The sequence below is a fragment of the Shewanella sp. SM29 genome (assembly GCF_025654245.1).
Lineage (GTDB): Bacteria > Pseudomonadota > Gammaproteobacteria > Enterobacterales > Shewanellaceae > Shewanella > Shewanella oncorhynchi.
The window spans coordinates 104,934-119,510 of the sequence record NZ_JAKKRN010000005.1 but is presented as its reverse complement, the minus strand read 5'-3'; the positions used below and the strand labels follow the sequence as shown (position 1 = coordinate 119,510).

16 protein-coding genes and 1 pseudogene are annotated in these 14,577 nt (G+C 43.8%); 1 reads left to right on the top strand and 16 read right to left on the bottom strand.

Going from position 1 to position 14,577, the window contains the following annotated elements; genetic code table 11:
* Positions 1–14: 14 nt before the first annotated feature.
* From L5L77_RS05200 to L5L77_RS22770, 15 genes and pseudogenes are all read right to left on the bottom strand, one after another.
* Positions 15–752: a protein phosphatase CheZ gene (locus tag L5L77_RS05200; RefSeq protein ID WP_263184946.1), complete on the bottom strand. Its 738-nt coding sequence runs from the start codon at positions 750–752 to the stop codon at positions 15–17.
* Positions 753–765: 13 nt separating this feature from the next.
* Positions 766–1,149 (bottom strand): chemotaxis response regulator CheY, encoded by a 384-nt coding sequence (gene cheY / locus L5L77_RS05195; RefSeq protein ID WP_007649667.1) that lies wholly within the window; start codon positions 1,147–1,149, stop codon positions 766–768.
* Positions 1,150–1,196: 47 nt separating this feature from the next.
* A complete protein-coding gene (locus L5L77_RS05190) occupies positions 1,197–1,910 on the bottom strand; it encodes an RNA polymerase sigma factor FliA (RefSeq protein WP_028761175.1) in 714 nt (237 codons plus the stop codon).
* The gene (locus tag L5L77_RS05185) at positions 1,903–2,784 is read right to left on the bottom strand and encodes a MinD/ParA family protein (protein WP_006082389.1); all 882 of its coding nucleotides are present in this window, start codon (positions 2,782–2,784) and stop codon (positions 1,903–1,905) included. Before L5L77_RS05185 ends, L5L77_RS05190 begins: the two co-directional genes overlap by 8 nt.
* A 4-nt stretch (positions 2,785–2,788) precedes the next feature.
* Positions 2,789–4,171: a flagellar biosynthesis protein FlhF gene (gene flhF, locus L5L77_RS05180; protein ID WP_131523092.1), complete on the bottom strand. Its 1,383-nt coding sequence runs from the start codon at positions 4,169–4,171 to the stop codon at positions 2,789–2,791.
* Between the two features lie 11 nt (positions 4,172–4,182).
* Complete coding sequence (flhA, locus tag L5L77_RS05175) at positions 4,183–6,282, bottom strand: flagellar biosynthesis protein FlhA (protein ID WP_263184945.1); 2,100 nt, start codon at positions 6,280–6,282, stop codon at positions 4,183–4,185.
* Positions 6,283–6,464: 182 nt separating this feature from the next.
* Positions 6,465–7,595 carry a flagellar biosynthesis protein FlhB gene (flhB, locus tag L5L77_RS05170; protein ID WP_028761178.1) on the bottom strand — a complete coding sequence of 377 codons (1,131 nt, stop codon included), beginning with the start codon at positions 7,593–7,595 and terminating at the stop codon, positions 6,465–6,467.
* An 18-nt stretch (positions 7,596–7,613) separates the two neighbouring features.
* On the bottom strand, positions 7,614–8,411 hold the full coding sequence (gene fliR / locus L5L77_RS05165; RefSeq protein WP_028761179.1) for a flagellar biosynthetic protein FliR: 798 nt from the start codon (positions 8,409–8,411) through the stop codon (positions 7,614–7,616).
* 4 nt (positions 8,412–8,415) lie between these two features.
* A complete protein-coding gene (fliQ, locus tag L5L77_RS05160) occupies positions 8,416–8,685 on the bottom strand; it encodes a flagellar biosynthesis protein FliQ (protein ID WP_012587225.1) in 270 nt (89 codons plus the stop codon).
* Between the two features lie 18 nt (positions 8,686–8,703).
* Positions 8,704–9,450: a flagellar type III secretion system pore protein FliP gene (gene fliP, locus L5L77_RS05155; RefSeq protein WP_028761180.1), complete on the bottom strand. Its 747-nt coding sequence runs from the start codon at positions 9,448–9,450 to the stop codon at positions 8,704–8,706.
* On the bottom strand, positions 9,447–9,875 hold the full coding sequence (gene fliO / locus L5L77_RS05150) for a flagellar biosynthetic protein FliO (protein WP_105251944.1): 429 nt from the start codon (positions 9,873–9,875) through the stop codon (positions 9,447–9,449). Before fliO ends, fliP begins: the two co-directional genes overlap by 4 nt.
* A gap of 30 nt (positions 9,876–9,905) precedes the next feature.
* Complete coding sequence (gene fliN / locus L5L77_RS05145; protein WP_028761182.1) at positions 9,906–10,286, bottom strand: flagellar motor switch protein FliN; 381 nt, start codon at positions 10,284–10,286, stop codon at positions 9,906–9,908.
* A gap of 11 nt (positions 10,287–10,297) precedes the next feature.
* The gene (fliM, locus tag L5L77_RS05140) at positions 10,298–11,326 is read right to left on the bottom strand and encodes a flagellar motor switch protein FliM (RefSeq protein WP_105251943.1); all 1,029 of its coding nucleotides are present in this window, start codon (positions 11,324–11,326) and stop codon (positions 10,298–10,300) included.
* A gap of 39 nt (positions 11,327–11,365) precedes the next feature.
* Positions 11,366–11,893 (bottom strand): flagellar basal body-associated protein FliL, encoded by a 528-nt coding sequence (fliL, locus tag L5L77_RS05135; RefSeq protein ID WP_263168842.1) that lies wholly within the window; start codon positions 11,891–11,893, stop codon positions 11,366–11,368.
* Between the two features lie 84 nt (positions 11,894–11,977).
* Positions 11,978–12,463, bottom strand: a pseudogene (locus L5L77_RS22770) (flagellar hook-length control protein FliK); the annotation flags it as partial.
* Positions 12,464–12,905: 442 nt separating this feature from the next.
* Here L5L77_RS22770 and L5L77_RS05125 point away from each other — a divergent pair.
* On the top strand, positions 12,906–13,934 hold the full coding sequence (locus L5L77_RS05125) for a hypothetical protein (RefSeq protein ID WP_263222206.1): 1,029 nt from the start codon (positions 12,906–12,908) through the stop codon (positions 13,932–13,934).
* Between the two features lie 195 nt (positions 13,935–14,129).
* On the opposite strand, the gene fliJ is transcribed toward L5L77_RS05125, so the two are convergent.
* The gene (fliJ, locus tag L5L77_RS05120; RefSeq protein WP_028761186.1) at positions 14,130–14,576 is read right to left on the bottom strand and encodes a flagellar export protein FliJ; all 447 of its coding nucleotides are present in this window, start codon (positions 14,574–14,576) and stop codon (positions 14,130–14,132) included.
* Position 14,577 lies beyond the last annotated feature (1 nt).

Below are 14,577 nucleotides of genomic sequence, written 5' to 3'. Positions count from 1 at the left end.
AAATTGACTCCCAGTTAGAAACCCAGACTCGATAGAAGATCATCCACTTCGTCTTGACCCGTTACCACATCTTGACGAAGCTCGGCATTCATTATCGGGCCTTCTGCTTCAATATTATTTTTCTGAGCAATCTGACTTTCAATCATAGGTTGCTCACCAAATACCGTCAGCATAGAAACCAGATTACTTTCTACTTCCATTACTAGATCAATAACACGACGTATTATTTGTCCTGTTAAGTCTTGAAAATCTTGCGCCATCAAAATTTGATTAAGCAATTCACGTAATCGAGTCGAGTCATTTGCACTACGAGACATAAGGTCTTGTACATCGCGACAAAGGCCCTTAAATTCAGTCAGCGCTATCTCGCGTCGCATTAATCTGTCCCAAGATGGCATGACATTTTGAATATTTACGGTCACGGCATTGGCCAAAGGTAAACATTCTTCAACCGCATCCATGGTTTTATTTGCAGCTTGTTCGGTCATGTCAATAACGTAATTTAAACGTTGCTTGGCATCGGGGATCTCTGTATTGGCTAATTCAGCAAGACGATTATCAACTTGAAAATCCATCAGCGCACTATGAAGTTGCCGAGTTAATTTACCTACTTCTTCGAATAATTCTCGTTGCAGTGGAGCAGCAAGCTCCCGAAATAAATCATCAGCCTGACTTTGCTCACCTGCACTTAATAATTCAACTAAATGCTGAGCTTGCTCGAGCGTGATGAGCCCTGATGTTTGTGACTTCATAGCTCATCCTTGCTCAAGCGAGTCGTTCGAATATTTTATCTAACTTCTCTTTCAGCGTTGCAGCGGTAAAAGGCTTAACCACATAACCATTCACTCCCGCTTGAGCGGCAGCAATAATCTGTTCACGTTTTGCTTCAGCAGTTACCATTAATACGGGTAAATGCTTTAGCGAATCATCAGCGCGAATTGCTTTTAACAGATCGATTCCTTGCATACCAGGCATATTCCAATCTGTAACAACAAAATCAAAATCCCCCTTTTGCAACATCGGCAGGGCTGTTGAGCCATCGTCTGCTTCTTGGGTGTTATTAAACCCCAAGTCTCGCAACAAGTTCTTGATGATACGCCTCATTGTCGAAAAATCGTCAACAATGAGAATCTTCATATTCTTGTCCAAGGTTTCCTCCGGTGAGCTGACATTCTGTGCTCGATTAATAATTATACTTATGTCCAGTGCTTGAGTTTAGCTTTCAATCGCAACATTGCCTGACTTAATATCTGGCTAACCCGCGATTCACTGACTTCAAGAATGGCGCCAATCTCTTTTAAATTCAATGCTTCATCGTAGTACAGGGATAACACTAATGCATCTCTTTCAGGCAATAATTTAATTGCCTCAACCAGAGCAGAATGAAATTGGTTCTCAGCTAATGCTTCAAATGAATCATCATCGGACCGATCACTCACTGTAAGTATATCCTGAGATACGCCTAAATCTTCTATCCCTATGATTTTTCCGACAGAAACATCGTTAAGAATATGATGGTACTCATCGAGCGTCATATCAAGTTTTTCTGCAATTTCTGTGTCGCGTGCATCACGACCCAGTTCTTGCTCTAACTCATCAATAGCGTGTGCAACCTTACGATTGTTACGATGAACGGAACGAGGGACCCAGTCGCCACGACGAATTTCATCTAACATGGCTCCACGTATGCGTATGCCGGCGAAGGTTTCAAATTTCGCACCCTTGCCACCATCAAACTTGGATGATGCTTCTAGTAACCCCATCATCCCAGCTTGGAGTAAATCATCTAACTGCACAGATGCAGGTAGTCTGGCGAGTAAATGATGCGCAATTCTTTTAACCAACGGAGCATACTGTTCAACGATCGACGATTTATTGTCTAAACAAGTATACGCAGCGGCTTTATTCACTCGTTTTTTCCTCTTGAAAATCTGGTCGTTGTACTAAACGCTCAACGAAAAACTCCAAATGCCCACCAGGTTGCTGCGGCACAGGCCAGCTCAAAATTTTATTTGCCAATCCTTGATACGCAATCGCCGCTGGTGATTTAGGATAAGCTTCAACCACCAATTTTTGTTTACGAACTGATTTACGTAAGTTTTCGTCAAATGGAATCGTGGCGACTAATTCAAGTGCAACATCTAAAAATCTGTCGGTCACTTTACTGAGTTTAGCAAATAATTCCATACCTTCGCGTAAACTACGCACCATATTGGCAACTATTTTAAAACGGAACACGCCATGCTCACGGCTGAGAATTTTAATCAGGGCGTAGGCATCGGTAATCGAAGTGGGTTCATCACAAACAACGACTAGCACATCCTGCGAAGCACGTGAGAAACTGAGCACCATATCTGAGATCCCAGCCGCTGTATCTACGACTAGAATATCAAACTGAGTCCGCATCTCACTAAATGCACGGATTAATCCAGCATGTTGCGCCGGGCTTAATTCCACCATCCCCTGTGTTCCTGAGGTGGCTGGTACTATGCCTATCCCCTTTGGACCACGAACGATAATATCGTCAAGCTCTGCATCACCAGAGAGAACATGAGAGAGGTTACGCTCGGCACGAATACCCAGCATGACGTCGACGTTTGCTAAGCCAAGGTCAGCGTCAAGTACCAAGACACGCTTGCCTTTTTCGGCTAATGCCACAGCAGTATTAATAGAAACGCTGGTTTTACCCACGCCTCCTTTGCCACCAGTGACCGCGATTACTTTCACTTTTTCGTTATAGGGTTGATTCATCATACGTAAACCACTTGCTTGATCCAGGGTCATAAATCTACTCAAATGCACAGGCCATATTATCTGACCACGCTGTGTCTTGTAATGATTGTTGTTCTGTACTATCTAACGCTGCGAGTGCCTGCTGGGCTAAATCTAGGGTATCCGCAACTTTCATATCTTCAGGAACTCTTTGTCCGTCAGTAATATAACTTAATGGTAATCCGTTTTGGATCAACACACTTAATGCCCCTGCTAACGACACAGATTCATCGAGTTTTGTGAGAACGACACCAGATAGGGGAATGCGTTTAAAATGATTGACTGCATCTTGCAGCACACGGCGCTGCCCTGTCGCAGACAGTACCAGATAACTGCGGATAGGTATCCTGCTATTTGCAGTTAAATTATCAAGTTGCTGGTAAAGGCGCATATCTCGCTGTCCCATGCCAGCCGTATCTATCAATACTAGCTTGCGATTCCTAAACTGATAGAGAATTTGCTCTAATTCATTTAGATCATGAGCTTGCTTTACTGGGCAGCCCATTATTTTGCCATAAGTTGCTAATTGCTCATAGGCTCCGATGCGATAATGATCTGTGGTAATTAAAGCAACATGTTCAGCACCATGATGTGCCGCAAAACGGGCAGCAAGTTTAGCTAATGACGTTGTTTTACCAACGCCAGTAGGGCCAACTAATGCAACCACCCCGCCCTGTTTCACAATGTCATCACCCTGATTGTCAAGCATATTAGCAAGACTTTGTGGTAATGCTCTGACTAATTCAGCCGGCGTATAATGCTGACTCAGCGCGGCTAATTTATTCGCAACCGCAGGGGAGAATTCAGCCTCAAGTAATTTGGCTTCGAGCATAGCACCGACAGGATCGATGCGTTTTTTATGTTCCGTCATCAAGGAGGATACTTGATGTGTCAGTAAATTACGCAGTGATGCTAATTCATCACGCATAGCCTCAATATCAGCACTTTGTTTCTGTGATGTTTGTGGCTTTTTATCAAACGAGGAAGGCGCTTCACGACGTTCTGGTTTCACAGCAGTAGGGGCTTGTAAGCCCTTAGCCCATGCAGGTAACTCGGCATCAACTTGCTGATGTGACATTTGTTGATTCAAACGGCTTTGCTGCTTCTCAAGTAAGGCTTGTAATGAGTCTGCAGGTGCGGCTGGCTTAGCGCGAGTTTCTACACGAACTGGCTGTTTAGCACCCAGGGACACGAGATCGTCGCTCACGTCCATAAAGGTCGGTGCTGGCGCAGTGGCTGCAGTTTTCGCTTTAGGTTCGTCATAGTCAACGGCAGCGACAATTTCGATGCCACCGTTCACTTTTTTATTTGACATAATGACGGCATCTGAGCCGAGTGTTTCTTTCACTTGGGCCAGTGCGGCGCGCATGTCTTTGGCAAAAAATCGTTTAATCTTCACTTATGCGTCCTCTACTGGCCAACTGCAGATACGATACGTATTTGCTTCTCATCAGGTATTTCTTGATATGAAATGACTCTGAGATTAGGAATAGTATGTTTAACAAAGCGTGACAGCGTCGCGCGTAACATACCTGACGTCAACAATATGGCGGGTTGTCCGACCATTTCTTGCTTTTGAGCCGCATCGGCAAGGGACTGCTGCATGCGTTCTGCAAGACCGGGTTCAATATTTGGACCATCACCACCGGTTGCTTGCATTGACTGATGCAACATCTGTTCCAACTCTGGCGCCAAAGTAATGACGGGGATTTCGAGCTCTGGGCCTGAAATTTCCTGAACTATCATACGCTTCAAAGCGATACGCACAGCGGCAGTCAAGACTTCAGTGTCATTACTCTTAGTGCCATATTCTAACAAAGTTTGCACTATAGTACGCAAGTCTCTAACTGAAACCCCTTCATTTAATAGGTTCTGCATCACTTTTACGACATGTCCTAGTGGCATGATATCTGGAATAAAGCCATCAACCAGCTTAGGTGAGTGTTTCGCAAGCATATCCATCAGTTGTTGCACTTCTTCGTAACCTAACAACTTAGCGGCATTATTTGTGAGTAATTGACTAATATGAGTTGCAACAACAGTGGCGGCATCGACGACGGTATAACCTAATGTTTGTGCGTGCTCACGTAACTCAGGGGCGATCCATACAGCTTCCAGACCAAAGGCGGGATCGCGCGTTTCGATACCATCAAGTTTGCCATAGACTTGGCCAGGGTTGATCGCCAATTCGCAATCATGACGAATATCTGCCTCTCCGACGACGACGCCCATTAATGAAATGCGATACGCATTAGGCGATAAATCTAAGTTATCGCGAATATGCACCGCAGGCACTAAGAAGCCTAATTCCTGAGACAACTTTTTACGTACGCCTTTAATGCGGCTTAGTAACTCGCCACCTTGGCCCTTGTCTACCAGAGGGATCAAACGATATCCGACCTCAAGACCAATAGTATCAACATGATGTACATCGTCCCAACCCAGCTCTTTAGGCTCTTTATCTTGTCTTTCTATTGGACCCGATTTAACTTGTTCTAGCGCTTTAAGGCGTAGGTTTTCATTTCGTTTATAAACAAAATAAGCTGCACCAGCAGTCATAAAGGCAAAGCTTAAAAACGCCATGTGCGGCATACCAGGAACAATACCCATTACAAACAGGACTCCGGCGGCGATACCCAATGACTTATGACTGTCAAACATCTGACTCATCATCATTTGGCCCATATCACCCGACTCGTTTTGACGAGTCACCATCAAGGCCGCGGCGATTGACAATAATAGACCAGGGATCTGCGCCACTAAACCATCACCGATAGTCAGTAAGGTATAAATTTCAACCGCTTCAGAGAAACTTAAGCCATGCTGCACAATCCCTATGATGAAACCACCTACGATGTTGATCACTAAGATCATGATACCGGCAATCGCATCCCCTTTAACGAATTTGGACGCACCGTCCATCGCACCATAGAAATCGGCTTCACGGGTCACTTCGGCACGGCGTATTCTCGCTTGGTCTTGATTTAAGGTTCCAGCATTTAAGTCAGCATCGATTGCCATTTGCTTACCAGGCATAGCATCCAAGGTAAAGCGGGCGCTAACTTCTGCGATACGACCTGCACCTTTAGTAACTACCGCAAAGTTGATGATAATCAAAATGATAAAGACCACTAGACCAACGGCATAGTTACCACCGATCACCACAGAACCGAAGGCTTCAATCACCTTACCCGCTGCATCACCGCCATTATGACCCTCAAGTAAAACCACACGAGTAGAGGCAACGTTGAGCGCAAGACGTAATAACGTCGCCACCAGTAACACAGTTGGGAAGGCAGCAAAATCTAAGGGTCTATCAGTATAAATAGCCACCAGTAATACGATGAGAGCTAACGCAATGTTGAATGAAAAGAGTATGTCTAATAGAAATGGAGGGATAGGTAAAACAATCATGGCCAATGCAGCAAGCACAACCACCGGCGTGCCAATGCCTTTAAAAGTGCTGAGCCTAATTTGTTTTACTTGACCAAGAGTCGCTTTAACATCCATTCGCTATAACCTAAACTTTGACGTGTAATAGCATAAAGCAAAAAACGCGCCAACAAGATTAAAGCCATTAATGAAGGAAAAATATGCACTGTGACTGATTGATATACATAAAATTAACCATAAAAAACAAATGAACTCGACATCATCAGCTTTACCAATGACTACCATCTGAGACTAGTGGTTCAATATTTCAATTCATCTGGTATAGGTTGATTGAGTGGGACAGGAATAGGTTTACGACCGCGTCCTTTTTGATATTGGCGCAGCTGGAATACATAAGCCAAAATCTGTGCGACAGCAGTAAACAAACCTTCAGGGATCTGCTGGTCTAACTTAGTCGTATGATAAATAGCCCTTGCAAGTGGTGGGGCCGAGACAATCGCAATATTGTGCGCGCGGGCAATCTCACGTATTTTAAAAGCCACATCATCAACACCTTTCGCTATCACAAAGGGAGCCGCAGAGCGCTGCACATCGTATTTAATCGCAACAGCAAAATGCTCAGGGTTAACGACAATCACATCGGCATTTGGCACTTCAGCCATCATACGCCTTTGTGCTAGTTCACGTTGCATCTGCCGTATATGCCCTTTCACCTCAGGTTTACCCTCAGTATCTTTATATTCATCTTTTACTTCTTGTTTGGTCATCTTAAGTTGCTTGTTGTGATTCCAAATTTGGAACGGCACATCGATGACGACAATAAACAAAATCGAGGAACATAACAGGATAAACATCCAAACCAACAAATCTAATGCATGGTAAACATTACCTGGAAGATGGTCGCTAGACAGCAACATGATGTCATTGAAATAGAAGCTTAATAAAAAATAAGCAGAAAACGCTACTACCGAAAATTTTGCAATGCCTTTGGTGAGTTCAACCAGAGCCTGTACGCCAAACATGCGTTTAAAACCAGCAAGGGGACTCATTTTACTGGCTTTTGGCATCATAGCTTGGGTCGAAAAATTGATCCCTCCAAGAGAGACGTTACCGATAAACGCAACAACCACAATCAGTAGCATAATTTTAGCCATGGGCCAGGCTATTTCACTCGCAACAACGCCCCACACTTTGAACATTTCATTCGTATCAAAAATTTGCGCCCTATCCATGGTAAATACAATTTCAAACACCCGAGTTAGGCTAATGGCCAAACTTGGGCCTAGCATATAAAACCCACATGCTGCCGAAATTAATACCGCTGCAGTTCCAAGTTCTTTCGAACGTGCAATCTGTCCTTTTGTTCGCGCCTGTTCTAGACGCCTCCCCGTGGGTTCCTCTGTACGTTCATCACTTGATTCTTCAGCCATGGGCTTCTCCTAATCCCATCATATCAAGCCATCAGCGTTACATTGGAGCGCTAACATATCGCAAAGCAGCACTTGAGCCGTCGACCATACTTCATCGAAGTGTGCCATTACCGGTGTTAGGGTTAACCACAGAATAAACAGTCCACCAATCATAGTGATCGGAAAACCAATAGAGAAAATATTCAATTGTGGCGCGGCGCGGGTCATGACCCCGAAGGACAAGTTGACTAATAACAAGGCGATAATCGCAGATATCGACATAGTGAGTGCCGCACCAAACATATACGACCCCCAATCAGCCAGCGATCGATAACTTGTCAGTGTTAAGCCTTGATTAGAAATCGGCAAAGTTTCAAAGCTTGCCACTAGCATACGGATCATCAAAAGATGGCCATCCACAGCTAAGAAAATCAATGTCGCCAATAAAAGGAAAAAGTTACCAATAACGGGTGTTTGTTGGCCAGAACCGGGATCAACCATAGAGGCAAAGCCTAAACTGGTCTGCATACCAATGATCTGTCCAGTGAGCACAAAGACTTGCATCACCATTTGAGTCACAAACCCCATGGCAACACCGATAATAATTTGCTGCGCCGTGATGAATACTGCGCTTAACGAAAATAAATCCACATTTTGAGTTGGAGGAAGAACGGGGGCTATCGCAAAGGTAATTGCCATCGCCAATAATAAACGCACTCGAGTTGGTGTCGTTGCCGCCCCAAATACCACCATGACCATCAACATGCTCGCGACGCGGAACAATGGCCAAATATAAGCGGCAATGGTTTGCATTAAGGTATCGAGCAGCAGCTCCATCGCGTTAGCCTATCACTTGAGGAATGCGATTCACCATCTCGATGAAAAAGTCCATCAGGGTTTCAACTAACCAGTGCCCCATAAACATTAGGCCAAAAAGTGTCACTAACAAACGCGGAAGGAAACTTAAGGTCTGCTCGTTAATAGAAGTCGCCGCTTGAAACACAGCAACGATTAGCCCAATTCCCAGCCCTGGCAACACAATAGCAGACACCATCATGACGATAACAGCGAGAGCTTCACGAAAAATATCAATTAGCGCCTCAGGACTCATGTGTTTACTCTCCCTTGGCTATCCGAAACTATTCGCTAATGTCCCGAGGACTAAGCTCCAACCATCTACGAGCACAAACAACATGATCTTAAACGGCAGCGACACTATCATGGGAGATAACATCATCATACCCATAGCCATCAAGATACTCGCCACCACTAAATCGAGTACTAAAAAAGGCACAAATAGCATAAAGCCAATCTGAAATGCGGTTTTTAACTCACTGGTAATGAAAGCGGGCACTAACACACTCATAGGTGCTTCTTCGGGAGACTTAATATCCTTATAGCCAGAAATCTCAATAAAGGTCTTTAAATCCGTCGTTCTTACTTGGCCCAACATAAAGCCTCTCAGCGGCTCTTTCCCTTTATCAAACGCTTGCTGCAAGGTTAATTGCTCATCGATATAAGGCTTCACCCCTTCATCATAAATCCGGTCGAATACCGGTGCCATGATAAAAAAAGTCATGAACAAACTCATGCCAATTAAGACTTGATTAGATGGAGTCTGTTGTAATCCAATGGCTTGGCGTAATATCGACAGGACAATGATAATCCGCGTGAAAGAGGTCAACATGATGAGCATCGCAGGTAAAAAACTCAGCGATGTCATCAGCAGTAAAATCTGCATTGTGACCGAATATTCCGTTGAGCCGTCTGGCGCCGTTGTTACTGTTACAGCAGGTAAGACACCATCTGCGGCCCATGCTGACGGCATCAATAACAGCATAACTAACCCAACTAACGCGAGGATACGTGTTGTCATTGTTTTAATTTCGCCTGACGTAATCGACTCGCAAACGAATCAGCTTCTAGATGGATAGGTTCCGCTAACTTATCAATCAAACTCACCTGCTGCGAGCTAACCCCAAGCAAATATTGCTGTTCGCCCACCTGAACCAAGACTAAACGCTCTTTTTGACCGAGGGAAGTCACAGCAATGGTCTTTAGTACGCCATTGGTCGTGGGGACCAAATTAAACCTTCTCAGTAAATAAGCTAACGCGAAAATTAATAATAAAACCAGAATCAAGCCACCTAACATACTTGCTAAGGTCGCAACTTGAGAAGGTTCTGCCATTTTTGTAGCAGCAGGCGCTATTGAAGCAATATTCGCTGCGCCTTCCCCACCGAGGCTATCTGCGCTCGCTTGAACCGCTACCACTAAACTCTGTATTACCGATGTGCTCATTTAAAGTTCCAACGACTTTTACATCTCGTATTATTTAAGCTTTTTAATTCGCTCAGTTTGACTGATCACATCCGTTAAGCGAATACCGAATTTATCGTTTACCACCACCACTTCACCGTGAGCGATAAGCGTGCCATTGACCATCACATCTAACGGTTCACCTGCGACTCTATCTAACTCAACCACAGAACCTTGGTTAAGTTGTAATAAGTTTCGAATACTAATATAGCTACGGCCCACTTCCATCGAAATGGTGACAGGAATATCTAAAATTGTATCTAACTTAGCCGCTTCAGCCTTAGAAATAGGTCTTGAATCATCAACCAGCTCATCGAGTTCAATTGCGTTGGCTTCTTCTAACGCTTGTTCTGCCATTGCTGCAGCCCAATCATCCGTATCGTCTGTGCTCATCTTACTTCACCTTATAATTCTGATATATCACGAGATTTACCCTTACGCGTCACCAATTGCAGCTCAGATTTAACTGTCTCTGGCCGAGGGATTTTCTCACATATTTTAAGTGCTAGGTTATCTCTAGAACGGCCCATTTTACAACGATATGTCGGTAAATCCTCGATTTTCATCATGATAAACTCGGGTAACTCAATCGGAATAATATCGCCCGCTTTAAAATTCATGACCTCTTTGAGCGTTAATTCATGTTCAACAATATTGGCATCGAACCCAACCTTCACATCCATGATTTCATCGTGCAATGCCTGTGACCAACGCATATCAGTATCTTGCTTGTCACTTTGCACACCCGCATCGAGTAACTCTCGGATAGGTTCAATCATGGAGTAAGGCATAGTGATGTGAAAATCACCACCGCCTCCATCGACTTCAATATGGAAGGAATTAATCACCACAACTTCGGTAGGACTAACAATGTTCGCCATGGCGGGGTTGACTTCAGAGTCCAAATAATCAAACTCAACATCCATTACGGGCGCCCAAGCATCTTTATAATCTTCAAATATAATCTTAAGCAGTAACTGTACGATTCGTCTTTCTGTCGGCGTAAATTCTCGCCCTTCAATCTTGGCATGGAAACGCCCATCGCCACCAAAGAAGTTATCCACTAGGATAAATACCAGTCGCGCTTCCATGGTGATCAATGCAGTGCCTTTGAGTGGGCTAAAACGCACCATATTCAAGCTAGTAGGAACAAAAAGCGTATGTACGTACTCACCAAACTTGAGCATCTGTACACCGTTGATCGACACTTCGGCCGCTCGGCGCATCATATTAAACATGCTGATGCGCAAATGCCGCGCAAAACGCTCATTCACGATTTCCAGCGTCGGCATACGCCCACGAACTATTCGATCTTGGGAAGAGAAATCGTAGGAACGGGCATCTTCTCCAACAGCGTCAATTTCGTCATCATCGACGTCATCAACCCCGTGTAATAGCGCATCAATTTCGTCTTGGCTTAATAAATCACTCACTATATTGCCTTCGCCTCTTTTGGTGCTGAAGTTAAAGGGTTATTGCATTACAAAACCGGTAAATAGTACTTTCTCGACAACTTTACGCCCAGTTACTGACTGTAGAGTATTTTGCACACTCAGAAGTGCTAACTGCCGTAACTCATCCTTCCCCGCTTGCGTGCTGAGCTTTTGCACATCTGCACCACTAAAGGTCGTTAAAAGCGCATCTTCAATCAGCGGAATATGTTTTTGTGTTAGCACATCATCATCGGTACCACGCACCATAAGCTGCACTTTAATCTCAACTAAACGAGCCCTATCAGGCCCAGGTAAGTTGAATAAGAAAGGACGCGGCATAGGCACGTATGATGCGGTAGCCACTGCTCCTGATGCTGGAACTTCAGCCTGAACTGCACCATCGGCAGCTACGGCGGGAACCTCTTCGGTACCGCTTCCTATAAAGAACCAGACGCCGCCACCGATTAACAGCGCGACTAAAACGCCTAGACCAGCAAAAATAAATAGTTTCTTCTTACTCTTAGGCCCTTCAGTACTTTCAAGTTCTAACGATTCTTCCTTAGCCATCACTATTCTCTTTAATTTAGGCGGAAACTCATTACAGTTTTATTTGAAACGTAATTATGTCAGTCATTGCTATAGGTTACCTGCTTAAGCGTAATAATCTATACCTGAAGTTACACTAATCGCTTGATTTAAACCTAAATGTAACTCTTCTGCCGAGATTTCATCCATATCAGCCGCATTTGAACTGCCGCCATCACCGAAACTACCTTCCCGACGCTCACCTTGATCGCCTTGAGAAACATGGCTGTCAGCCAACTGCATCCCTTGCTCTTGCAATAACTCACGTAATCTTGGCATAGCTTGTTCAACCAGATCGCGCGTTTGCGGCTGAGTAACATGAAACTGTACTTGGGTTTGGTCGCCATGCACTTGGATCTTTACCAACATATGCCCAAGTTCAGGTGGATCGAGCCGGATTTCCGCATGTTGGATGCCTTGACTCACCATAGTAATCAATTGCTGCTTCATCACAGGTGAAAATCGTTGGATCATCTCCTGCATTTGGTTTTGCTGTTCTACTCCTTGACGCAATGACAGCTGAACTTGCATGGTTTCTTGGCGATTTAATTGTGACATCGAGAGTGTCTGTATGGATGATGTCGACTTAAGTTCTGAGAAAGTATTACTATCATCCATAAAACTTTCGTCTCTGGGAATATCCATCGCAACCGTTAATTTAGCATCTTTCAGTAATAGGTTAGCAGCCAAATCGGAATTGGGACTCCCATCAAGATCACTTTCTGTTACAGATGTTGTACCTAATGGTTCAGATGAAATTGAAGAGCCTAAGGTATTCAGGTCGAAAGTATTTCCCGAGGTAGCGATATTACCCGTATTGGGACTATTCACTGTCGAGCTGCTAGTCGTTGCTTTTGCCGCAGTGTTGGTTGCCGACTTTATCGTTGCACTGTTCGCTAAGCCCGCTTGATTAATCACAGCATTAAGTGTGACCTCATTCTCAACTAAAGACTCATCTATACTCACCCCGACTTCAGTGGCAGAGACAAGCTCAGTGTCTTCTAAAGGTAATTCTGAAGCGTCATCGGTCAAATTTGGATCAATCACAGCATCACTATCCGCTGACGCTTCAAGTATATTTGGGTCTATGGGAAGAATATGTACGAGTGACTTATCAGTCAAAGAAGATGGTTTCACGTCATCTGCGAATGAAATTGCTGCCATATCTGGGCTAGTAGAAACTAACTTTTGTAATTCAGCAGAAAAACCAGCTTCATCTATATCTGATGCCAGTTCAATCTCAGCAAAAACAGTAGAAACAGTAGAAACAGTAGAAACAGTAGAAACAGTAGAAACAGTAGAAACAGTAGAAACAGTAGAAACAGTAGAAACAGTAGATGCCAATGCTAAATCAGCAGAAATAGTAGGTGCCAATGTTGAATTATCAGAAACAGTAGGTGCCAATGCTGAATCAGCAGAAATAGTAGGTGCCAATGTTGAATTATCAGAAACAGTAGGTGCCAATGCTGAATCAGCAGAAATAGTAGAGGCCAATGCTGAATCGGCAGAAACAGTAGAGGCCAATGCTAAATCAGCAGAAATAGTAGATGCCAATGTTGAATTATCAGAAACAGTAGATGCCAATGCTGAGCCGGTTAATAACGCTGATGAAGTATCAATATTTTCTTCACCAGTTATATCTTCTTCAGCATTTAAAAATGCTAGCGGCAAACTATCTCCATCAGATGCCGTTTTCTTCATATCATTTGCCATGCTAATTTGGGCAAAAATGAGATTTACGTCGGCGTCATCAGTTGATATATCGTCATCTTTTACTTTATCAGCAGAGGTAACCTGCACAGTATCATCAGTGTTAGCAATGGTTTTTTTAGACGCAGAAATAGAAAATGAGCTAGCGGTGACTGACGCAAGTGTAGATGAAAAGTCTTCATTATTAGACTCTTGGGAAGATGTCTTAGCGGAATTGGCCGCAGAGTTGCCTGTTTTACTTAACAGGATATTGGTCATTTGTTGCATAAGTGCTCCCAAACATCACCCAGCAAAAAAGAAAATGGCTAGGTAGAAACGTCAATTAAACACTGCGGTTGCAGGGTCATGGACTAAATCAAAGCAAATAAGATGCCAAAACATCAGGTTTTACGACAGCATATCGAAAAGAATTAACTCTGGGAGGTGTCAAATTGATGCTTATGCCATCAATACAAAAAAAACTAAGAGCCTATCCGGCTAGCGAGCAGTAAATATGCCTATCATTTCACTAACGTTGATGACGGCGATAAAATTGCTGGGAAGCAAATTCATCGGTCATTTTTTGCTCCCTTTTTTGTTCAACCACTTGACGCTTCTTCTCTTTACTGGCTAAGAGTAATTCTACTGCCTTACGTTTTTTTTGCTTTTCCAACCAATGTTGTTGTCGATATTCTTTTTGCTTTTCACCGTCGGCTACGACGCGATTTTGCTGGATAATAGCGTCATCAATCTGACGAATAAAACGGTGAAACTGGTGATAGTGACTAGCACTAATGGCTTGACCTTGCTGGGATTGCATTTGCTTCATGTATTCTAAGCGATAGTTATTTAGAGCACTGAGTTGATTCAACCGTTTTTGACACTCTAACTGCGCAGATTTTAACAATAAAGCCGCTTGTTCTTCGGCATCATTGGCAAGCTTTAACACTAACAACAAGGGATCGGCGTTAGCCATA